We start from the raw sequence: 23,119 nt of genomic DNA on the forward strand, positions 1-23,119 counted from the left end.
TAATAACAATATTCTTCTTTTTTACACTTATAGTGAATTTTGTCAATTAGTGCGGTGTTATTATCACTTAAACTTTACTAAGCCCAGTAGACTTCTATCTTATGAAAAAAGAAAATTCTCATCACGCTATCTACAACAACAAATAAACATTTAATTAACACCGCGCAACTTTTATAGATAGAAAACCTACATAGCTCACAAAATTAATATAATCAGATGGGTTTTTAGCGAGGATACAGAACTTTATGATGTGTTCGGTGTAAGTTTTTTTTCACACAACTTGATTATAAACAATAACAAATCTGTCTTTAAATGACAGAAACTGGCTAATCTAAAAATAACGGTAGATTAATAAAAAAACATTTTTATTATTTGTTTTTAAAAATTAATATATTTTTTGAAATGCAATTAAAATCAGTACTATTTTCATTTATATCCCGATGAATTAGCAAAAAAATATCCTTTATCGTTGTTATGAACCATAAAGGATATTCTGAGCGTTAGCCTACTTCTTCAAAATTTTTGCTTTAATTGGCTAAAGTCGTACCAAACCATTGTAGCTTTTGATTTAAACTGACGACTTCACCAACAATAATTAATGCAGGACTTTTCATTGAGCTTGCCATTTCAGTTAGTTGCTGTAATTGACCAACAACCACTTTTTGTGTCGCCAGTGTACCTTTTTCTACTATTGCTACTGGCATAGTGGCACGCATATGCTGATTAAGTAACATTTGCTGAATGTAATCGGCTTTACTTAGCCCCATATAAAAAACCAAAGTTTGGTTATCTTGTGCGATACATTGCCATTGTGCGTCGTTCAGCCCTTTTCCATGCCCAGTAATAAAACGCACACTTTGTGCATAATCCCGATGTGTTAACGGAATACCGGCATAAGTGGTACAGCCTGATGCCGCGGTAATGCCGGGCACCACAGAAAAAGGTATTTGATGCTCAATTAAAGCTTCTAACTCTTCACTTCCTCGACCAAAAATAAAAGGATCACCCCCTTTTAACCTCACTACCCTTTTCCCTGCCTTAGCGTGATTAATAAGAATTTGGTTAATATCCTCTTGAGGAACACAATGAAAACCAGCTCGTTTACCAACATAAATACGTTCAGCATCTCTGCGCACTAAATGCATAACCTCATCAGAGACTAATCTATCATAAACCACGACATCGGCTTGCTGACATTGTTGCAGCCCTTTAATGGTCATTAATCCAGCATCTCCAGGGCCTGCTCCCACCAACACCACACTCCCTTGGGGTTGGTTATTTTCCGCTAGCAATGTGCTGATACGTTGTTGAATACCGTTATCTCTACCTGCATCAATTTCCGCTTGTAGCGCTTTATCTGCAAAAAAACGCTCCCAAAAATAGCGTCTAGCACCCATGGTGGCAAAACGTTGTTTAACTTGCTCACGTAATTTCCCTGCTAACTGCGCTAAAGCGCCTAGCGAGTTGGGCAACCACTGTTCCATTTTTTCACGTAAGATACGTGCAAGTACTGGGGCTTTTCCTCCCGAAGAAATTGCAACCATAATAGGGGAACGGTCAATCACTGAGGGCATAATAAAGCTAGCTTGCTTGGGCGAGTCAACCACGTTACAAAAAATGCGTTGTTCTGTGGCCTGCTGATAGACGAGTTGATTCACTTGCTCATTATCTGTGGCCGCAATGACTAGCCATTTGTCAGCTAAATCAGCAACACTAAATTCAGCCGTGAAACACTGTAATCGTTGCTCGTTTTGCCACTGCATAAATTGTGGTGTGAATGTCGGTGCAACGACGGATATAACCGCCCCCGCGTCCATCAGTAAACGTGCCTTACGCTCTGCTACTTCACCGCCACCTACTAATAAACAAGGTTTATTGTTGAGCTGACAGAATATTGGAAAATAATCCATCTGGGTTCCCCTATTTATTGGTTTTATCAATGACGCGAACGCACACTGACGGTATTGCCTTCGACTTTGACTTCATAATGAGTAATTGAATAGTGCTCATCTTCAAGGCAATAACCATCTGTTAAGCGAAAATGCTGCTTTTTCAGTGGACTGACGATATATAACTCATTGTTATGCTCTGCAATTAATCCCCGTGATAAAACACTCGCTTGCGCGAAGGGATCAATATTACTTAATGCGTAGAGCCGTTCATCTTGGTATGGACGGAAAATAGCCACCTGATCTTGCTCCACCAGCGCACAAACGCCAGTCCCCACAGTGATGTCATCTAATTGGCAAACCGCTATCCATTGACTCATGATTGCGTCTCCTCTGTTACCATTTTGATATCAATACGTTCATGCACGCGGGCAGGACGATGCTGAGCACGCTCTTTTACCATCTGTATATTAGGATCGGGCATCGGATTGTTAATAAAGTGCGCAAAACGTTTCAATGCTTGTGGTGAATCAAGGGTTTCTTGCCACTCACAGGCTACGCGCTCTTGTAAAACTTTAAGCTCTTTTTCTAACTGTGCATTTAAGCCTAACTTGTCGTGAATAATGACCTCACGTAAATATTCAACGCCCCCTTCTAGGCTTTCTAACCAAACGGAGGTTCGTTGTAATTTGTCTGCAGTACGGATATAGAACATCATAAAGCGGTCAATATAATGGATCAGCGTTTCTTCATCTAAATCCGCCGCGAATAGATCGCCATGACGTGGTTTCATGCCCCCATTACCACCAAAATAGAGATTCCAGCCTTTTTCTGTGGCAATAATCCCTACATCTTTCCCCTGAGCTTCGGAGCATTCACGGGTACAACCAGATACCCCAAATTTCATTTTATGCGGCGTGCGGATCCCTTTATAACGATGTTCTAAAAAGACACCTAATCCAACACTATCGCCAACCCCAAAACGACACCAACTGTTTCCTACACAAGTTTTTACCATACGGATCGCTTTGGCATAGGCATGGCCTGTTTCAAAACCCGCGGCAATTAATTTCTGCCAAATCGCCGGTAAATCTTGCTTCTGTGCACCAAACATCGCCATACGTTGAGAGCCTGTGATTTTGGTGTATAAATTGTATTCTTGTGCAATTTGTCCAATCGCAATAATACCCGCTGGCGTAATTTCACCGCCGGGGGAGCGTGGAATAATAGAGTAAGTGCCATCTTTTTGCAGATTGGCGAGGAAGTTATCATTCGTATCTTGTAGCGCAACTAAGTCATCACGCAAGATATAGTCGTTCCAACACGAAGCCAGCAGAGAGCCGACGGTTGGTTTACAAATTTCACAGCCATAGCCTTGACCATGTTTTTTCAATAGTTCATCAAAACTTTTCAGCCCTTCAACACGAATAAGATGATAAAGCTCTTGGCGAGAATAGTGAAAGTGTTCACAAAGGTGATGGTTAACTTCAATACCTTGTTTTGTGAGTTCCGCATTTAATACTTGAGTGATAAGCGGAATACATCCCCCACACCCCGTTCCCGCTTTTGTTTCTGCTTTAATCGCCGCAACCGTATGACAACCTCGTTCAATAGCTTGAATAATGTCGCCTTTGCTTACATCAAAACAGGAGCAAATTTGTGCTGTTTCAGGTAATGAATCAACCCCGATTGCCGGTTTACTTCCAGCATGAGCAGGTAAGATTAATGTGTCAGGATGTTCTGGTAATTCAATTGTATTTAATGCTAACTGTAACAGATTGCCATAATCTTCCGTGTCCCCAACCAATACCGCACCTAATAGGTATTTATTGTCTTCACTCACTATCAGGCGTTTATAAATCTCTTTACCTTCATCAAGATAAATATAGCTACGACAACCTGCTTGGCGACCATGAGCATCACCAATTCCCCCTACATCAACCCCGAGTAGTTTTAATTTTGCACTTAAATCCGCCCCTTGGAATGCAGTCTGTTGACCTAATAGATGATCAACGGCCACCTGAGCCATTTTATAACCCGGGGCAACTAACCCAAACGTTTGGTTATGCCAAGAAGCACACTCCCCAATGGCATAAATATCCGCATCTGAGGTTTGGCAATAGTCATTAATCACAATCCCCCCTCGTGGTGCTATATCGAGAGAACATTGGCGTGCTAATTTATCTTTCGGACGTATACCGGTTGAAAATACGACAAAATCAACCTCAAGTGAGGAGCCATCGGCAAACTGTAATGTTTTACGCGCATTTTCCCCTGTCGATAAGATCGCTTGGGTGTTTTTCGCTGTGTGTACTTTAACCCCCATGCGCTCTATTTTGCGTTTAAGTTGCTCTCCTCCCATGCTATCAAGCTGTTCTGCCATTAGCGTTGGCGCAAATTCAATCACATGAGTTTCAATACCTAAACTTTTTAGCGCACCAGCGGCTTCTAAACCTAACAGCCCGCCGCCAATAACCGCCCCTTTACGGCTTAAACGAGCACAAGCTTCAATCGCATTTAAATCTTCAATAGTTCGGTAAACAAAACAATCTGGTGAGTTGTTTCCATTAATAGGAGGAACCCATGGGTAGGAGCCTGTTGCCATGATCAATTTGTCGTAGCTAACACAACGCCCGGTATTGGTGTGCACCACTTTTTCTTCACGATTAATGGTGATCACACGCTCACCCACTAATACTTCAATATGATGTTTCTCGTAATAACCGGGTTTAACTAACGAGAGCTCTTCAGCGGTGTGATGAGAAAAATAGGAAGAGAGATGGACTCTATCATATGCAATACGAGGTTCTTCACAAAAGACGATAATATTGAACGTTTCATTGCCGCCCTTATCAATCAATTCTTCTATATAACGGTGTCCAACCATGCCGTTACCGATGATTGCGAGTGTTTTCTTGCTCATTTTTGCCTCAGATCTAAAGGTATCTAAGGTTAAAATACGAGGCTACTCATAAGAGATATTGATGAATATCAAATACAGCTTAATCAATTCAGCCAATACAACTTAATAGTCAACATATTACTACCAAAGTAGTATTTTATTCGTCGTTTGTTGCGATTAATTATTCCTCAACCATAATTAATTCAAAAGGCTTATAACGAGGTGTTATATATAAGTGTAATAAAAACTTTGCGAAATGCGCTTATTTTGCCTAAGTTAATTTCCAAAAGTAATAACTAATAAGTTATTGACATAATAACGAAAGCGAGACTATTTCAGGGAGCGTCCAATGAAAGTGAAAACCAAATTATTATCATTACTTGTGATGGGTGCTCTCAGTGCCCCTGTATTGGCAGCAACACCCGCCAATACATTGATTGTAGTACAAGGCCTTGATGATATTGTTAGCCTTGATCCTGCCGAAAGTAACGAATTATCAAGTATTCAGACCGTACCAAGTTTATATCAACGTATTGTTCAGCCTAACCGTGACAATCCAGAAATTAACGAGCCAATTTTAGTCGAGAGTTGGCAGGCTCACCCTGAACAAAAATCTATCGTCTTTAAAATTAAACAGGATGCAAAATTTGCCTCCGGTAATAGCGTACGCCCAGAAGATATTATCTTCTCTTACCAGCGTGCAGTGACGATGAATAAATCCCCTGCTTTTATTTTAAATGTGCTAGGTTGGAAAGCAGATAATATTAATACCCTATTGAAAAAAGTCAGTGATAAAGAGATTGAAGTACGTTGGACAGCAGATGTTAGCCCTGATGTGGTACTTAACATCCTTTCTACACCAATCGCTTCTATTGTTGATGAGAAATTGATTGCCGCACATATTAAAAATAATGACTTTGGTAATAATTGGCTAAAAATGAATTCGGCTGGTAGTGGTGCTTATAAAATGCGTGCCTACAAACCTCGCCAAGCCATTGTGTTAGAAGCTAACCCTCTTTCACCGACCGGTGCGCCTAAGATAGCCAATATTATTATCAAAAATGTGCCCGATCCCGCTTCACGCCGTCTGTTAATTGAAAAAGGCGATGCGGATATTGCCCGTGACTTAGGTACAGACCAAACTGCAGCATTAGCAGGTAAACCTGGCATTCAAATTTTAAATATCCCTTCTGCTGAGCAAGTCTATATGGCGTTTAATACCGGTAGCGGAAATCCGCTTCTTAGCAATCCGGCATTTTGGCAAGCAGCGCGCTATTTGGTCGATTATAAAGGGATCACCAATGACTTAATGCGTGGGCAATATTTTATTCACCAAAGTTTCTTACCGGTGGGATTACCGGGGGCATTAGAAGATAATCCATTTAGTTTTGATCCGCAAAAAGCGAAAGATATCTTAGCAAAAGCAGGAATTACTCATGCACGTTTTACTCTCGATGTAGAAAACAAAGTTCCTTACATCACCGTTGCACAATCTATTCAAGCAAGCTTTGCACAAGCGGGTGTACAGGTTGATCTGTTACCTGCTGCCGGTAGTCAAGTTTATAGCCGAGTGAGAGCAAGGCAGCACCAAGCGGCGATCCGTTTTTGGATCCCCGACTATTTTGATGCTCACTCCAATGCTAGCGCTTTTGCCTATAATGACGGGCAATCAAATACCGTGGCTTGGTTAAATAATTGGAATATTCCTGAGTTAAGTAAACAAACACTCGTCGCCCTTAATGAAGCGGATAAGGCTAAACGTCAGTCCCTTTATACTGAAATGCAAAAAGAGCTACAACGCAGTTCACCTTACGTGTTTATCGACCAAGGCAAAAATCAGATTGTATTACGGGATAACGTGAAAGGTTATGCTCAAGGTCTAAATGCCGATATGGTCTATTACGACAAAGTCACTAAGTGATCATTTTCCTGACGCCACTCACAATCATGTTATTGTGAGTGGTCTATTTTTTGCGATTTCAAGGCTGTTGCCGTATGAATACACTCACGATATCCACTCGCCTAAAAAGCCAGTTGTTTACCTTGGTTCAAGGTATATTGACATTGGCGCTAACACTTTTAGGGTTACTGGTTATTACTTTTACGCTTTCTGCGTTTTCCCCTGTGGATCCTGTTTTACAAATTGTTGGTGATCACGCCAGTATTGAAACTTATAATCAAGTAAAACATGAGTTAGGGTTAGATTTACCCATCTACATGCAATTTTTCCACTATGTAGAAGCACTATTGCAAGGAAATTTAGGTACGGCGACGTCAACGGGTCAACCGGTATTTGATGATTTAATCGCCACCTTTCCAGCCACTTTAGAATTAGCCACTGTCGCCTTAGTCATTGGCGCTAGTTTGGGGGTTTTATTTGGTGTGTTATGTGCGCGTTTTGTTGGCACCCCCTTTGATTTTATCTTACGCTTTTTAACGCTATTAGGTAGCTCAGTCCCTATTTTCTGGTTAGGTTTAATACTACTCCTTATTTTTTATGCCACATTGCAATGGACAGCAGGCCCAGGACGTTTGGATGATATTTATCAATTTACCATTGAGCCTGTAACCGGCTTTGCCTTGATTGACACTCTACTGGCAGGTGATAAAGATGCCTTTCTAAACGCTCTATCACATCTCATATTACCGGTTTCTCTGCTAGCCTATTTTGCGCTGGCATCTATTACCCGTTTAACACGCTCTGCCTGTTTAAATGAGATGAATAAAGAGTATGTCACTCTCGCCAGAGCAAAAGGGATTGGCGAATTACGTCTCTTATTTACCCATGTATTACCTAATATTCGCGGTGTATTGATGACCATTATCGCCTTGTCTTATACAGGGATGTTAGAAGGTGCCGTATTAACAGAAACGGTATTTTCTTGGCCGGGGATTGGTCGTTATCTCACAACGGCTCTCTTTGCGGGTGATACCACCGCAATTATGGGGGGCACACTTGTTATTGGTCTATGTTTTGTGCTGATTAATAATATGACAGATATCGTTATTCGTCTGACTGATCCGAGGTTACGCTAATGTCACTCTCCTTTTTAACAAAAATAGCGCGCTCACCTTCAGCGTTTATCGGTCTGTCATTGTTGCTCCTTCTGCTACTAATTGCCATTTTTGCCCCTTGGCTAGCGCCTTATGATCCAAATTGGCAACACGCTGCACAACGCTTATTAGCCCCCAATGCCGCACACTGGTTAGGTACTGATAGTTATGGTCGCGATATTCTTTCACGCTTAATTTATGGTACACGCCCAATGTTAGGTTTAGTGGGTCTTGTTGCCTTGATAACACTACCATTAGGGCTATTTATTGGCATTTTATCCGGTTATTACGGCGGTTGGACAGAGCGGATTTTAATGCGTTTTACCGACATCATTATGTCTATGCCCTCCTTAATTTTAGCCTTTGCCTTTGTCGCCATGTTAGGGCCGGGATTACTTAACGGTGCATTAGCCCTTGCACTTACAGCATGGCCGGCTTATGCCCGCCAAGCCCGTAGTGAAATTCAACACTTACGCAAAAGTGATTACCTTGCAGCCGCTGAAATGATGGGAATTAAAGGTATTAGATTATTATGGGGGCACATTCTTCCTTTATGTTTACCGTCTGCCATTGTACGTTTAGCCCTTAATTTAGCGGTGATCATTCTTGCTGCAGCAGGTTTAGGTTTCCTTGGGCTAGGTGCTCGCCCTCCCATGGCGGAATGGGGAGCAATGATTGCCGAAGGGATGCCCGTTATTTTTGATCAGTGGTGGGTGGCCGCTATTCCGGGTACGGCAATTTTGATCAGTAGCCTTGCTTTTAACTTATTGGGTGATGGATTACGCGATGTATTAGGAGAAAGCCATGAATAAAGCCCCTTTAATCGAAGTCGATAATCTGTGTATTGATTTTCCACGTGCTAGAGTGGTGAATAATGTCTCTTTTCAGCTAGGACAAGAGCGGTTAGCGCTGGTGGGTGAATCTGGTTCAGGAAAATCGATGACGGCACGCTCATTAATGGGCTTAGTGCGTAAGCCGGGCAAAGTTTCTGCTGATAAATTGCATTTTATGGGGGACGATCTCCTCGCTTATTCTCCTAAGCAATGGAACCAGTTACGAGGAAAAACAATATCAATGGTATTACAAGATCCTCGTTATGCATTAAACCCAGTGAAAACCATTTATCAGCAAGTAGAAGAAACGGTAAAACTCCATCAAAAATTATCCCATAAAGAGCGACATGCATTAATTACTGAAACTTTGCTTTCCGTGGGATTACCGGAACAGAGTATTTCTCGCTACCCCGGTGAATTATCGGGCGGTATGGGACAACGCGCGATGATCGCTATTGCGCTGATTAATAACCCAACGGTACTGATTGCGGATGAGCCAACTTCCGCACTAGATGCACAGCTACGACATCAAATATTAGAACTTATCATTACCCAATGCGCACAACGAGATATGGCTTTGTTGTTAATTAGCCATGATCTACCTTTAGTGGCTGAATATTGTGATCGTGTTATGGTCATGTATCAAGGAGAGCAAGTGGATGAGCTTGAGGCAAAAGCATTATCTCAAGCCACACATCCATACACCCGCACCTTATGGACCTGTCGCCCTAATGCGAGTACCTATGGCACACAATTACCGGTATTAGATAGAACACTGAATTTTAAAGGTACACCTTATGCTAATTGATATTCATCATTTACGCGTTCAATTTGAACAAAATAGACAAATTAAGCAGGTGGTAAAAGGTGTCAATCTACAGGTTAAACAAGGCGAAACCTTTAGTTTAATTGGTCGTTCTGGTTGCGGTAAATCAACTGTATTACGGGTTATAGCCGGATTATTACATCATTGGCAAGGGGATATTAAGTTGTTAGGGCAAGCAATCAAGCCACAGCAACGCTTTCAAGGTAAGTTACGCCGTAACATACAGATGGTGTTTCAAGATCCCTATGCTTCATTACACCCTCAACATCGGATAGAACGAGCATTTATTGAGCCGTTAAAAATTCATCATATTACTTATGATAAAACAACAATAACCTCAGCGTTAGAGCAAGTCGGCTTAGAAGGCGATATTGCTTATCGTTATCCACATCAACTATCAGGTGGACAACGTCAACGTGTGGCTATAGCCAGAGCATTACTGTTGCAACCACAGTTGTTATTGTTAGATGAGCCTACCTCTGCACTGGATATGTCGGTACAAGCAGAAATTTTAAATCTACTTAATACCTTAAAAAAACAGCATAACATGACTTACCTTTTGGTCAGCCATGATGCAGATGTTATTGCACATATGTCGGATAGCGCAGCGCTAATGGAAGAGGGTCAATTGACTTGCTATTATGATAGAAAAGCGCTTTCTCAAGGGCTTCATCGTCTTGATTAATTAAAAATAGCAACAAAAAAGATTACAAAGAGAGAAATGATAAGAGCAGTATTAAATATCAATACTGCTCTATTGGTAATATTACACTGTGCTTATACTAATAATCCCGGAAAAATAGAACGTAACCCGGTGACAATAAATTCAATACCTAACGACATCAACAATAACCCCATAATACGCGTGACAACGTTGATACCGGTTTGACCTAAGTATTTAACTAATAAAGTGGCACTACGAAACAGTAACCAGCAACAAAAAGCAAAAAAAATACTGGTCGCAGCAAGACCTAAGAAATTAGTCACCCCTTCCCAACGTGAACTCCAAACAATACAGGAGCTAATTGCGCCAGGACCTGCCATCAACGGTAATGCTAAAGGCACCACCGCAACACTGCTACGTACTGCTGATTCATTTTTTTCTTGGTTATTTTGTTTATCTTCTCCTAAACGCCCATTTATCATGGTCATTGCGATTGTCACTATCAGCATCCCCCCAGCGATACGAAATGAGTCAATAGAGATGCCAAAAATACTCAGTATCGAATCACCTATTAATAGGGAAATAACCAAAATAATCGCAACGGAGCCATTGGCAATTAAGTTTGTTTTATTACGTCCTGCATCCGTTTGATAACTCGTCATACTGATAAATACAGGCAAGATCCCTATCGGGTTTACAATAGCAAAAAGACCGACAAAAAATTTAATATAACCGGATAAATCCAGCAGTGCCCCCATGAAAAGCCCCTTCTTGGCTAATAAACATGCGAATTATGCTCTAAAAGATAGAGTAACTCCAAAAAATGCGCGTTACTTTAAATCAATAAACCAGTTAATTCTATTACTTAACATTATTTTGGCTAAATTTTTCGCTAGTAAACAACCATAACTCTAGTGATTTAATTTTATATCCTAGAGAGTCTTACAACAAAAAAATAGTCCATTTATTTTTGTAATTAATTATCATTACCATTTAAACACTTGCTGAAAGGTGTCAGCTTGCTATTATTGTGATGCAGATCACTTTAATTAATTAGAAAGATGATAAGCTGTCATCATTCAGAAAAAGGAGATCTTTTTAAAATATATTTGTATTTGTTATTGTTTTTTCTTAGCTTTTTAAGCAAATTAGAGCTTCTAATAATAATGACTTAAATAAGTATAGAAATTTTGATTTGAGCTATTCTTATTTAGTGATGATTTTACCGGCTAATTTGCTTAAAAAGTTTAACATTTTATCAGGAGTCTCTTTATGTCTGTAACTAACGTTACTGAACTCAATGATCTGGTTGCTCGTGTAAAAAAAGCTCAGCTTGAATTTGCTAACTTTTCTCAAGAAAAAGTTGACGCAATTTTTCGTGCTGCTGCATTAGCTGCCGCTGACGCCCGTATTCCTCTTGCAAAATTAGCTGTTGAAGAGTCTGGCATGGGTATCGTTGAAGATAAAGTGATCAAAAACCACTTTGCTTCAGAATATATCTACAATGCGTATAAGGACGAAAAAACCTGCGGTATTTTGTCTGAAGATTTAACCTACGGTACTATCACTATTGCTGAACCTATCGGTATTATCTGTGGTATCGTGCCAACCACTAACCCTACTTCTACCGCTATTTTTAAAGCATTAATCAGCTTAAAAACACGCAACGGTATTATTTTCTCTCCACATCCACGGGCGAAATTAGCCACAAACCGTGCGGCTGAAATTGTGTTAAACGCTGCAATCGCCGCGGGTGCACCAAAAGATATTATCGGCTGGATCGATGAACCTTCAGTGGCATTATCCAATGCATTAATGCACCATGATGATATTAACCTGATCTTAGCAACAGGTGGCCCAGGAATGGTAAAAGCCGCTTACAGTTCAGGTAAACCTGCTATCGGTGTTGGTGCGGGTAATACTCCTGTTGTTATTGATGACTCAGCAGATATTAAACGTGCAGTTGCTTCTATTTTGATGTCAAAAACCTTTGATAATGGGGTTATTTGTGCTTCAGAGCAATCTGTTATCGTCGTAGACAGTATCTATAAACAAGTTCGTGAACGTTTCGCCACTCACGGCGGCTACATGTTAACCGGTAAAGAGTTAAAAGCTGTTCAAGATATTATCTTAAAAGATGGTAACTTGAATGCGGCCATCGTTGGTCAACCGGCAGTGAAAATCGCAGAAATGGCCGGTATTGAAGTGCCTGTTAACACTAAGATTTTAATTGGTGAAGTTAAAGAAACTACTGATGCAGAACCTTTTGCTCACGAAAAACTATCGCCTCTGTTAGCAATGTACCATGCACAAAACTTTGAAGATGCGGTACATAAAGCAGAAAAATTAGTTGAAATGGGCGGTATTGGTCATACTTCTTGTTTATATACCGATCAAGACAACTGTCCTGAACATGTTGCCTACTTTGGCGACAAAATGAAAACTTCCCGTATTTTAATCAATACACCGGCATCACAAGGGGGTATTGGTGACTTATACAACTTTAAACTCGCTCCTTCTCTCACTTTAGGCTGTGGCTCATGGGGTGGTAACTCCATTTCTGAGAACGTAGGGCCAAAACACCTTATCAACACTAAAACCGTGGCGAAAAGAGCAGAAAATATGTTGTGGCACAAACTTCCTAAATCAATTTATTTCCGCCGTGGTTGCTTACCTATTGCACTGGAAGAGATTGCAACTGATGGTAAAAAACGCGCATTTATCGTTACAGACAGTTTCTTATTCAACAACGGTTACGTTGATGAAGTGACCAATGTACTGAAAAAATTTGGTGTTGAAACGGAAGTTTTCTTTGAAGTTGAAGCAGATCCCACATTAAGTGTCGTACGCAAAGGTGCAGAGCAGATGAACAGCTTTAAACCTGATGTGATCATCGCATTAGGTGGCGGTTCACCAATGGATGCGGCTAAGATTATGTGGGTAATGTATGAACACCCAGAAACACACTTCGAAGAATTAGCATTACGCTTTATGGATATCCGTAAACGTATTTATAAATTCCCGAAAATGGGTGTGAAGGCTCAAATGGTAGCAATTACCACAACATCAGGTACAGGCTCTGAAGTTACACCATTTGCTGTTGTGACTGATGATGAAACAGGCCAAAAATATCCATTAGCAGACTACGCATTAACGCCAGATATGGCGATTGTAGATGCCAATCTGGTGATGAATATGCCTAAATCACTCTGTGCTTTTGGTGGTTTAGATGCGGTGACTCACGCATTAGAAGCTTATGTTTCTGTATTAGCCAATGAGTATTCTGATGGTCAGGCACTGCAAGCTCTGAAATTGCTGAAAGAATATCTGCCAGCAAGCTATCATGAAGGTGCTAAAAATCCGGTTGCTCGTGAGCGTGTCCACAATGCAGCCACCATCGCAGGTATTGCATTTGCTAACGCCTTCTTAGGGGTTTGTCACTCAATGGCGCATAAATTAGGCTCTGAATTCCATATTCCTCATGGTCTTGCCAATGCGTTATTAATTTCTAACGTTATTCGTTATAACGCGAATGATAACCCAACAAAACAGACTGCATTTAGCCAATATGACCGTCCACAAGCACGTCGTCGTTATGCTGAAATTGCTGATCACTTAGAACTGTCTGCTCCTGGTGATCGCACAGCCGCTAAGATTGAAAAACTGTTAGCTTGGTTAGAAGAGATGAAATCTTCATTAGGTATCCCTGCTTCTATCCGTGAGGCGGGCGTACAAGAAAGTGATTTCTTAGCGAAAGTGGATAAATTATCAGAAGATGCGTTTGATGATCAGTGTACCGGTGCTAACCCACGTTATCCGCTGATCTCTGAGTTAAAACAACTGTTATTAGATTCTTACTACGGCCGCGAATTTAACGAGCACCCTGTTGCTGAGGTAAAAGAAGCGAAGCCTGCGAAAAAAAGCAGTAAGAAATAATAGCGCTATCTCTGTATTAACAGATTAGCCTTCAATCTTCGATGATTGCTTTACTATAAAACCAGCCACAAGGCTGGTTTTATTTTGTCTATCAATGGATAACAATAATGTTCTAATCCCCTTATCTCTCAATTTATTTTTCTTCCTTATATTTAATATGACGTCCAGCAAGATAGATGAGAGAGCCGCCTTGTGATTATCACTTTTAGGTATACGTTGCTAAAACAGCACCAATCGCCCTCTCCCTCATTTTTATCAACATCCATCTCTTTATTCAGCTTAACCGTGATTAAGCGCTTAACGTGCTTTACAGCGCTTTGATATCTGATTACCTAGAAATGAAAACGCTAAAATTTCTCATTGAGTTAAACCACACGACACAATTATTCTTATGATAAGGCTTATCGCACAAAAATGAGAGTTGAGCAAAAGTAGGCACTATTAATGTAATAAAATGAGGTGCTTATTTTTTAATAAGCACTTTTTACCGCAACACCATAAAAAAGAGAAATATCAAAAGATTTTGATCTATCGAAGAAAGGAATAAACTTATAAAAATAAAATTTCAATAAAATATTATCGAACTCACTTTTGCTTATTAAGCAGTATATAACATTCAAAGTAGGGGCTATTTGTGTATTTTTTATCTAATAAATACTACTTTAGTGGTAATTCACATGTTTATATTTGGTCTATTAAGCACAGTTTCCTCTTTTTTACTCATAACCAATATGAATATTTAGATATAAACATTTCACCTGAGCCATTAAATGGTTGAAATATTTTTTCACTCACAAGCATTTTTTCTCTTCTTTATTCAGTTTTATTAAACTATAAATAATGGCGAAGTATCAAATGTCATCATCTTAGAACATTTGTAAAAATCAATATCTACATCACAAAACAAAGAACCTACGTATATCTGATTACCTTTTTATTGATTAAAGATAATGAAACGGAGAAAACGAATAAATGTTTCTAGAAAAAAACTAACATTTTTTTACATTATTGATGCTATTTTCAGTTATAAATTATAAAATACAGTAAATATAAAACGTAACTTCTAAAAATAGATAACCTTTTTTTAGTATAACAAGAGATAACATTTATTTAGACGATTATATTTCCCCCCCTCTATTCCCGCACCAATTAACAATAGAGAAGAGGAATTTTGCATTATAACTGTTCAATTCGTCCTTTTAACGTAGCCTCTGTATAATGTTTGCGGCACACTGAAACATATTTTTCATTACCACCTATTTCCACTTGTGCGCCGTCTGAAAGTACTTTCCCATTTGCCGCTAAGCGTAATACTTTATTTGCTTTACGCCCGCAGTAACAAACTGTTTTAAGCTCAACGAGCTTGTCAGCCCATGCAAGCAAATAAGCACTACCGGTAAATAATTCACCTCTAAAATCCGTTCTTAAGCCATAGGTTAAAACGGGTATATCATAACTATCGGTAATTTCACAAAGTTGCTCTACATGTGCTTTAGTCAAAAATTGGCATTCATCAATCAAAACACAATGAATAGGCTCTTTATTATTTTCAGCTAAAATAGCATCACGAATATTCATATCATCACTGAAAAGCAATGCATCAGCACTTAACCCTATCCTTGAGGTTACTTTTCCCTTGGCAAAACGTGTGTCTATCGCTGCCGTAAAAATCAAAGTTCGCATTCCTCGCTCATTATAGTTATAAGAAGACTGCAATAAAGATGTTGATTTTCCGGCATTCATAGCTGAATAATAAAAGTAAAGCTGAGCCATCAGCTCTCTCCTTAAATAGTGTGTATTATCGCGGGAAGCAGTTTAACATAAACAAACGAGAAGTTATCAACGACAACTATTTATAGCCTTTATTTCTATAAAAGATATAGCGAAAAAAGCGCAGGATCACTGATGAGGCAATTTTTTTGTTTAAAAAATAAATAGCCTTAATAGGTACTTAACATATTAACCCCGCCTTTGATATACAGTTATTAAACTATGAAAGTTACTCTAAGCGCATTTTTAGAAAAAAATCCGTTATTATAAAAAAGTAGACAACGTTTTCTATTCTTTTACATTAGCGCTATCACCAGTTAAAAGATGTATATCATTACTAATATTTCCTTTATTGGCGAAAGATGCCCCAACTTTTAATATTTTTTTGTAAAGATATTCGTTTTAAAAAAAGAAAATTTACGTTTGGTTTGTATTTAGCTATTGCAGAATTTTAAATAGCAATCTATTATTAGTATTACATCAGCCAACAACATTTATTTGAGACCAGGAAAATGAGCGAATCTTTAAAAATATTAAATAACATCCGTACTCTTCGTGCACAGGCAAGAGAAACTTCTTTAGAAACTTTAGAAGAAATGCTTGAGAAACTTGAAGTCGTTGTTAATGAACGCCGCGAAGAAGAACAAGCAATGCAAGCTGAAATTGAAGAACGTCAGCAAAAATTACAAAAATACCGTGAGCTATTAATTGCCGATGGTATTGATCCAACTGACCTGCTTGAAGCTGCTGGCGCAAGCAAAACTGGTCGTGCTAAACGTGCAGCACGTCCTGCTAAATATTCATACGTTGATGATAATGGTGAAACTAAAACTTGGACAGGCCAAGGCCGTACACCAGCTGTAATCAAACGTGCAATTGAAGAAGAAGGCAAATCTTTAGAAGATTTCCTCATCTAATTTAATGCATACTCTATTTAAAATACCCTTTTAAAAATTAAAAGGGTATTTTTCTTGTTTAGTCATTTTTATTAAACGAGCGTTTAACTTTAATAGGCTGATGAAGCTTTTAAATAAAAAGGGCTTTACAAATATAGTGAATGTATTGATAAAATTAATTAGTTAATTTTATAATAAAAAAGGAGCTTTAAGGCTCCTTTTTGTCTTGTGCATTATATCTATGCTCTGATTATTGCTGGTAATAATCTACATACCAATCCACAAACTGCTTCACACCATACTCTACTGCAGTGTTGGGTGAAAAACCTGTTGTCTGAGCTAAATCGCTACAATCAGCACAGGTTGAAAGTACATCACCATCTTGCATCGGCATTAAGTTCAATTTAGCTTTAATATTGAGTGATTTTTCTATTGCTGTAATAAAATCCATTAACTTTGTAGGTTGCCCATTACCCACATTATATATTTTATAAGGTGCAGAACTTGATGAAGTTTCCCCCTGCTCTACGGTCCAATTTGGGTTGGGTTGAGGAATAATATTAATTAAACGTACCACAGAACTGACAATATCATCGACATAAGTGAAATCACGGGTCATATTTCCGCCATTATAAACATCGATAGGCTCACCCGCTAACATAGCTTTAGTAAATTTAAATAGTGCCATATCAGGACGCCCCCAAGGACCATATACGGTAAAAAATCGCAGTCCTGTTGTGGGTAGCTGATATAAATGAGAATAGCTATGAGACATTAATTCGTTGGCTTTTTTCGTCGCAGCATAAAGTGATACCGGATGATCAACACTATCTTCTGTAGAGAAAGGTTGCTTTTGATTTAAACCATATACCGAGCTTGATGACGAATAAATCAAATGCCCAACGTTATGATGGCGACAACCTTCTAATATATTAATATGGCCTACAATATTAGCATCGATATATGCCATTGGGTTTTCAATTGAATAACGAACGCCAGGCTGAGCCGCCAAGTGAATAACTCGATCAAAACGGTGATCAGCAAATAATTGCGCAATACTCACTGAATCTGTAATATCAATTTTATCAAATTGGAAGTTATCCAACTGATTAAGTTTAGCTAATCGTGCTTCTTTTAAGCGCACATCATAATAATCATTGAGATTATCTATCCCGACAACATGATAACCCATTTCTATCAAACGCTGGCTTAAATGGTAGCCAATAAATCCTGCTGCACCTGTTACTAATATTTTCATATTATACTCAAATAACCCAATTAATTGATTTCTGCGCTAAGCGCTATCATGCTTAATATCACCTCAATTAACATCATAACGCTTAACCTAGTCAATGCCGATATATATATCAATATTAGCACTGTAATTTATCATCTTTTATAGCGGTACTTTTAAGCTTTAAGCCATAAATAAATGCCGCACCACATTATAAAATTAAAATGACAGTGCGACACTATTAACAAGATAAATCGTTAAATTTTGTTACTCAACACATTAAGCTTGCAGTGATTTTATCCATTTCGTGAACTCTTCGCCAAACTCTTCGTGCTGTAAACCATATTCAACAAAAGCTTTCATATAACCTAATTTATTACCACAATCGTGGCTTTTTCCTTGTAGGTGATAAGCTTCTACAGGCTCTTTTTCAATTAACATTGCAATCGCGTCAGTTAATTGAATTTCATCCCCTGCTCCAGGTGCCGTTTTGGCTAATAAAGGCCAAATGTTTTCAGACAACACATAACGACCAACAATAGATAAATTTGAAGGTGCTTCTTCTTTCTTCGGTTTTTCTACCACACGAGTAATGGGTTTACTGTCGCCAGGCTGTAAATGTTCTCCCATGCAGTCAACAATCCCGTAGTTAGATACTTCCTCTTCAGGAACAGGCTCTACTAAAATTTGACTTGCGCCAGATTGTTCAAAATGAGAAAGCATCTCTTTTAAATTAACCTTAGTCAGATCAGCACTATATCGGTCTAAAATAACATCCGGCAAGATAACAGCGAAAGGCTCATCACCCACCAAAGGTTTTGCACATAAAATGGCATGGCCTAATCCTTTTGCTATTCCTTGGCGAGTTTGCATAATAGTAACGTGACTTGGACAAATACCTTGTACTTCTTCCAACAACTGACGCTTAACTCGTTTTTCTAAAATAGCTTCTAATTCAAAACTGGTATCAAAATGGTTTTCAATAGAATTTTTTGAAGAGTGTGTAACTAGCACAATTTCATTGATGCCAGCTGCAATACATTCATTAACAACATATTGAATTAAAGGTTTATCAACAACAGGTAGCATCTCTTTTGGGATAGCCTTGGTGGCAGGCAACATTCTTGTTCCTAGCCCTGCAACAGGGATCACCGCTTTTCTTACTTTACGCACCACTGATGACATTACTCTTCTCCTACAAATTAAGTACCATGATATTCCTATGATGTTATGGTACATATAAAAAAATAATCGCCAGAGTATACCAGCTAATATCTACGGATAAACAGAGCATCATCGCTTAATTGAGATTGTTCTTCATTTATGTTTAATATATGTGCAATAACAGATTTTATTTAATCTAAATTTAACGTTTATGTATAGGTGAGAACATTAAATTAATTTTATGGTGCTGATTCCAAATTTTACATTGCCAATCTATTCCCACACACTTTATTTGGTTAATATATAAAGAGTGTAGTGTTCCTAAAGGTATACTACTATTTAAAACATATTTTTTATTCTCTATTTTTATTTCAGCTCGTAGTCCTGCTGACGCTAATAATATATTTTTTTCCTTGGTGTGGTAATAACCTAAAATCAGCGGGAATGATCCTCTCACCCCCATATCCTCAAGCATTTTATTGATTTTATTCAATATGTTATACATACTAGGTAAGAAGCGTCTTTTCTCAGTAGCTTTTAGGAAACGATTAAAAACCACCCTTAAAAGCAGCGCAACGAGTAACCCATTTTCTTCATCATTAGAGACGTCAACACAGTAAAAAATGATTTGATCTTTTGATAAAGTCGCTATATCAAATAACAACCCCATTTGGGATGCATCATTTAATTGACGATAATTAACATTATATCCTGCGACAATTTGTTTAACTTGCGGTTGCATCTGTTTAACAAAGGATTGAATATAATGAGGCTGTTCTCGTAAGTTATTCCAAAGAGGTCCAAGTTGTCCCCTTGCAATTAATTCAGACTCAAAAAAACCTGGACATAATACTTCAATGACCTTCTGTTTTAACTTAGCTAAATTAGTTACGGGCTTAAGAAAAACGTCCTGAGCGCCAAAGCGCAACATATCATCAATTTCAGCCATGTTGTCAGTACATGAAATAGCAATAACAGGAAAAGACCAATGACGCTGCTCTAGATGACATAAAAAAGTCGGCCCATTCATAACAGGCATTCTGATATCACATAAAATAAGATCAGGTCTTAGTCCCTCTTCAAGTAACAACAATGCTTGGCTACCATTGTCAGTCGCATAAACGCAAGCCTTTTCGTGTGAAAAATACTCAGTGAGCATTGTGCGAAATACAACCTCATCATCAATAATGAGAATTTTTTTACCGACTAAGGCTTTATTCATTAGTAATACCCATAACTATCATTTCACTTGCGGTTTATTTAGCGTTACATTATTAGTTTAGTTCAACATTGACGTTTATTATTCCTAATCGCTATTTTTCTGATGGGGATCGTCGTATAAAAATGGATCAGGACATTACCTTGTCAAATTTATGCCCCTGCAATAGCCAATTGCCTTATAGTGAGTGCTGTGAGCCTTACTTATTAGGGACAAAAAATGCCCCTACAGCTCAAGCGTTAATGCGCTCTCGCTATAGTGCTTTTGTGACTCATAATGCAGATCACCTAATCAAAACATGGCACCCTTCGTGTCGTACACCTTCTTTACGGGATGAGTTAATCGCCACGTTTCCCAATACACAATGGCTAGGGTTACATATTATATCGGCACAAGAAAACCCTCGTGATAACGAAGCCTTTGTTGAATTCTCAGCTTGCTTTATTGAAATAAATGCTGATGATAAGCAGTATCTACATGAACGCTCTCGTTTTCTAAAAATAGACGACTGCTGGTTTTATATTGATGGTGTACAGCCTAAAGTAGGACGAAACGATCCCTGTCCTTGTGGCTCAGGCCGTAAATACAAAAAATGTTGTGAACACAACAGAAAATAATTGCAAACACAGAAGTAAATTAAAGGATTTATCCATACATGCAACACCAAAATACTCAAAAGAAAATACTACGTACTATTTGTCCAGATGCGAAAGGACTTATCGCAAAAATTACTAATATTTGTTATAAACATCAGCTCAATATTGTTCAAAATAATGAGTTTGTTGATCATCGCACTGGCCGCTTTTTTATGCGTACTGAGCTAGAAGGCATTTTTAATGATGAAACCTTTTTAGCCGATTTAGATGATGCACTTCCACAAGGCTCACAGCGAGAGCTTAATACTGCCGGTCGCCGCCGTATCGTCATTATGGTCACTAAAGAAGCCCATTGTATTGGTGACCTCTTAATGAAAAGCGCTTTTGGTGATCTGGATGTTGAAATTGCAGCAGTTATTGGTAATCACGACACGCTAAAACACCTTGTTGAGCAATTTGGGATCCCTTTCCATCTCATTAGTCATGAAGGGTTAACCCGTGATCAACATGATGAAAAACTGATAGCACAAATTGACCAATACAAACCTGATTATGTGGTATTAGCTAAATATATGCGTGTATTAACCCCCGCATTTGTACAACATTACCCAAATCAAATTATTAATATTCATCATTCTTTCTTACCGGCATTTATTGGCGCCCGCCCATATCATCAAGCCTATGAACGTGGTGTAAAAATTATTGGCGCCACAGCTCACTATGTAAATGATAATTTAGATGAAGGCCCTATTATTACTCAAAATGTAATAAACGTAGACCACACTTTTTCAGCAGAAGATATGATGCGCGCAGGACGGGATGTAGAGAAAAACGTACTAAGCCACGCCCTCTATTGGGTGCTCTCGCAACGTGTTTTTGTTTATGGCAACAGAACAATTATTTTGTAGGCTTACCCGTTTTAAATTAGTGTAACTACGACACAAGCCTAAAGTAACAAGAGCCTGAGATAGTTATTTTATCACAGGCTCTTTTTATTTTTTGTTACACATCCAAGTCAATCACTATAGCTTTCTATCTAAAATCAATACGATATAGCACAACAGTTAAGCAAAGCGGATATTTTTACAGCAGTTGATCGCTTTTTCTTAAAATAGCACTTTACACATCTCAGGTATTTGGTATTATTGCGCCCGCTGTCACGGACAGCAAGACAATTTAATGTTGGTGGGATACCCAAGCGGCCAAAGGGAGCAGACTGTAAATCTGCCGTCACAGACTTCGAAGGTTCGAATCCTTCTCCCACCACCATCTTCAATACTCTTCACTATTTTTTCATTCCAATTCTTTTATTAAATCAACAAACCTGTTCAATATACTCGAGTGATATTTAGATTTATAGATATAACAATTATAAATCATTTCCGTTTGTGTTAAAGGTATAAAGCACAGTTGCTTTTCATCCTCACTTTTAATCGGGTTTTCATCAGTAAATAATAGCGAATGGTGAGTTTGAATAAAGTTTAAACAACAATTTAAATCATCCATCAATCTAATACTGACAGGTTTACCCTGATCCGCTATTTCATTTTCTAATTTCTTTATTTTTGCTGTTTTATATAAAGCGGGATCACATAACCAAATATTTTCTTTTAGCAATGTATTGATATTCTCTTGTGCTTTTTGTGCTAACATTTGTTGGCAACATATTCCTAGATATTTATTTTTAACTTGATGTATTAAGCTAAACTTTTCACTAATAATTTTATCTGAGCTTAAGATTAACGTGTTTCCATCATAATCTGGTATCTCTTCAAAATTATCTTTCGAAAATCTCATCATATTTATATGTGAACAATTCTTATTGGCTGCTTGATAGAGTGCTGTTAAATATTGACTTTTACCCCAATCATAATAAACATGAATGCTATTATTAATAACGCCCGATGTGTGTTTTTTTGTTATCTCTTTTTCTTGCAGATAAAGTGATTTTAAATCATTATAGAGTTCTAACCCTTCTTGCGTTAAACTCATACCAAACTTTTCCCGCTTAAACAAGCGCTTCCCTAGCACGGCTTCAAAATCTTTGATTGATTTCGCTACAGGTGGTGTCGTTCGGTTCATCACACGAGCAGCTTTACTTAAGGATCCATTTTCAACGACGGCCATAAAGGCCTC

The 23,119-nt window shown here is 38.5% G+C and carries 18 protein-coding genes and 1 tRNA gene; 10 read left to right on the top strand and 9 right to left on the bottom strand.

The genetic code is table 11. The features are described 5' to 3' along the window. Positions 1-527: 527 nt before the first annotated feature. The 3 genes from cysG to nirB are packed head-to-tail and all read right to left on the bottom strand — an operon-like array spanning position 528 to position 4,812. Entirely contained in the window at positions 528-1,910 is a 1,383-nt protein-coding gene (gene cysG / locus AACU98_RS09330; RefSeq protein ID WP_161735857.1) for a siroheme synthase CysG, read from the bottom strand. Positions 1,911-1,936: 26 nt separating this feature from the next. Further along, positions 1,937-2,269 (bottom strand): nitrite reductase small subunit NirD, encoded by a 333-nt coding sequence (nirD, locus tag AACU98_RS09335; protein WP_036907917.1) that lies wholly within the window; start codon positions 2,267-2,269, stop codon positions 1,937-1,939. Further along, positions 2,266-4,812: a nitrite reductase large subunit NirB gene (gene nirB / locus AACU98_RS09340; RefSeq protein ID WP_017628064.1), complete on the bottom strand. Its 2,547-nt coding sequence runs from the start codon at positions 4,810-4,812 to the stop codon at positions 2,266-2,268. The genes nirD and nirB overlap by 4 nt, the downstream gene beginning before the upstream one ends. A 334-nt stretch (positions 4,813-5,146) precedes the next feature. Here nirB and AACU98_RS09345 point away from each other — a divergent pair, with 334 nt between their 5' ends. The 5 genes from AACU98_RS09345 (at position 5,147) to AACU98_RS09365 (ending at position 10,189) form a co-directional block, all read left to right on the top strand. Continuing rightward, the gene (locus tag AACU98_RS09345; protein WP_170827679.1) at positions 5,147-6,712 is read left to right on the top strand and encodes an ABC transporter substrate-binding protein; all 1,566 of its coding nucleotides are present in this window, start codon (positions 5,147-5,149) and stop codon (positions 6,710-6,712) included. A gap of 74 nt (positions 6,713-6,786) precedes the next feature. Beyond that, positions 6,787-7,827 carry an ABC transporter permease gene (locus AACU98_RS09350; protein ID WP_004248219.1) on the top strand — a complete coding sequence of 347 codons (1,041 nt, stop codon included), beginning with the start codon at positions 6,787-6,789 and terminating at the stop codon, positions 7,825-7,827. After that, entirely contained in the window at positions 7,827-8,657 is an 831-nt protein-coding gene (locus AACU98_RS09355) for an ABC transporter permease (protein ID WP_036918445.1), read from the top strand. Before AACU98_RS09350 ends, AACU98_RS09355 begins: the two co-directional genes overlap by 1 nt. Further along, a complete protein-coding gene (locus tag AACU98_RS09360; protein WP_161735859.1) occupies positions 8,650-9,486 on the top strand; it encodes an ABC transporter ATP-binding protein in 837 nt (278 codons plus the stop codon). Before AACU98_RS09355 ends, AACU98_RS09360 begins: the two co-directional genes overlap by 8 nt. Next, positions 9,476-10,189: an ABC transporter ATP-binding protein gene (locus AACU98_RS09365; protein WP_088206581.1), complete on the top strand. Its 714-nt coding sequence runs from the start codon at positions 9,476-9,478 to the stop codon at positions 10,187-10,189. Before AACU98_RS09360 ends, AACU98_RS09365 begins: the two co-directional genes overlap by 11 nt. A 92-nt stretch (positions 10,190-10,281) precedes the next feature. Here AACU98_RS09365 and AACU98_RS09370 read toward each other — a convergent pair whose 3' ends face one another. After that, entirely contained in the window at positions 10,282-10,926 is a 645-nt protein-coding gene (locus AACU98_RS09370; protein WP_004243244.1) for a YchE family NAAT transporter, read from the bottom strand. A 514-nt stretch (positions 10,927-11,440) separates the two neighbouring features. Between AACU98_RS09370 and adhE the strand changes: the two genes are divergently transcribed. Next, positions 11,441-14,104 (top strand): bifunctional acetaldehyde-CoA/alcohol dehydrogenase, encoded by a 2,664-nt coding sequence (gene adhE / locus AACU98_RS09375; protein WP_004243246.1) that lies wholly within the window; start codon positions 11,441-11,443, stop codon positions 14,102-14,104. A 1,176-nt stretch (positions 14,105-15,280) separates the two neighbouring features. Here the strand turns inward: adhE and AACU98_RS09380 are convergent. Next, positions 15,281-15,877, bottom strand: a complete 597-nt coding sequence (locus AACU98_RS09380; protein WP_004243248.1) for a thymidine kinase — start codon at positions 15,875-15,877, stop codon at positions 15,281-15,283. 509 nt (positions 15,878-16,386) lie between these two features. Between AACU98_RS09380 and hns the strand changes: the two genes are divergently transcribed. Next, positions 16,387-16,791, top strand: a complete 405-nt coding sequence (gene hns / locus AACU98_RS09385) for a histone-like nucleoid-structuring protein H-NS (protein WP_004243249.1) — start codon at positions 16,387-16,389, stop codon at positions 16,789-16,791. A 229-nt stretch (positions 16,792-17,020) separates the two neighbouring features. Here the strand turns inward: hns and AACU98_RS09390 are convergent, their stop codons facing one another. From AACU98_RS09390 to rssB, 3 genes are all read right to left on the bottom strand, one after another. Next, on the bottom strand, positions 17,021-18,028 hold the full coding sequence (locus tag AACU98_RS09390) for an NAD-dependent epimerase (protein WP_012368012.1): 1,008 nt from the start codon (positions 18,026-18,028) through the stop codon (positions 17,021-17,023). A gap of 255 nt (positions 18,029-18,283) precedes the next feature. After that, on the bottom strand, positions 18,284-19,189 hold the full coding sequence (galU, locus tag AACU98_RS09395) for a UTP--glucose-1-phosphate uridylyltransferase GalU (protein WP_004243251.1): 906 nt from the start codon (positions 19,187-19,189) through the stop codon (positions 18,284-18,286). A gap of 181 nt (positions 19,190-19,370) precedes the next feature. Next, entirely contained in the window at positions 19,371-20,390 is a 1,020-nt protein-coding gene (rssB, locus tag AACU98_RS09400; protein WP_161735861.1) for a two-component system response regulator RssB, read from the bottom strand. Between the two features lie 122 nt (positions 20,391-20,512). On the opposite strand from rssB, the gene AACU98_RS09405 reads away from it, so the two are divergent. The 3 genes from AACU98_RS09405 (at position 20,513) to AACU98_RS09415 (ending at position 22,252) form a co-directional block, all read left to right on the top strand. Next, complete coding sequence (locus tag AACU98_RS09405; protein ID WP_004243253.1) at positions 20,513-21,004, top strand: YchJ family protein; 492 nt, start codon at positions 20,513-20,515, stop codon at positions 21,002-21,004. Between the two features lie 38 nt (positions 21,005-21,042). Next, entirely contained in the window at positions 21,043-21,891 is an 849-nt protein-coding gene (purU, locus tag AACU98_RS09410) for a formyltetrahydrofolate deformylase (RefSeq protein ID WP_004243254.1), read from the top strand. Between the two features lie 276 nt (positions 21,892-22,167). Then, positions 22,168-22,252, top strand: a tRNA-Tyr gene (locus AACU98_RS09415). A 24-nt stretch (positions 22,253-22,276) separates the two neighbouring features. Here the strand turns inward: AACU98_RS09415 and AACU98_RS09420 are convergent. After that, the coding region (locus AACU98_RS09420) for a LysR family transcriptional regulator (protein WP_161735863.1) at positions 22,277-23,119 on the bottom strand (843 nt) is incomplete at its 5' end.

Origin of the sequence: Proteus sp. G4380, assembly GCF_963885725.1 — a bacterium.
Lineage (GTDB): Bacteria > Pseudomonadota > Gammaproteobacteria > Enterobacterales > Enterobacteriaceae > Proteus > Proteus mirabilis.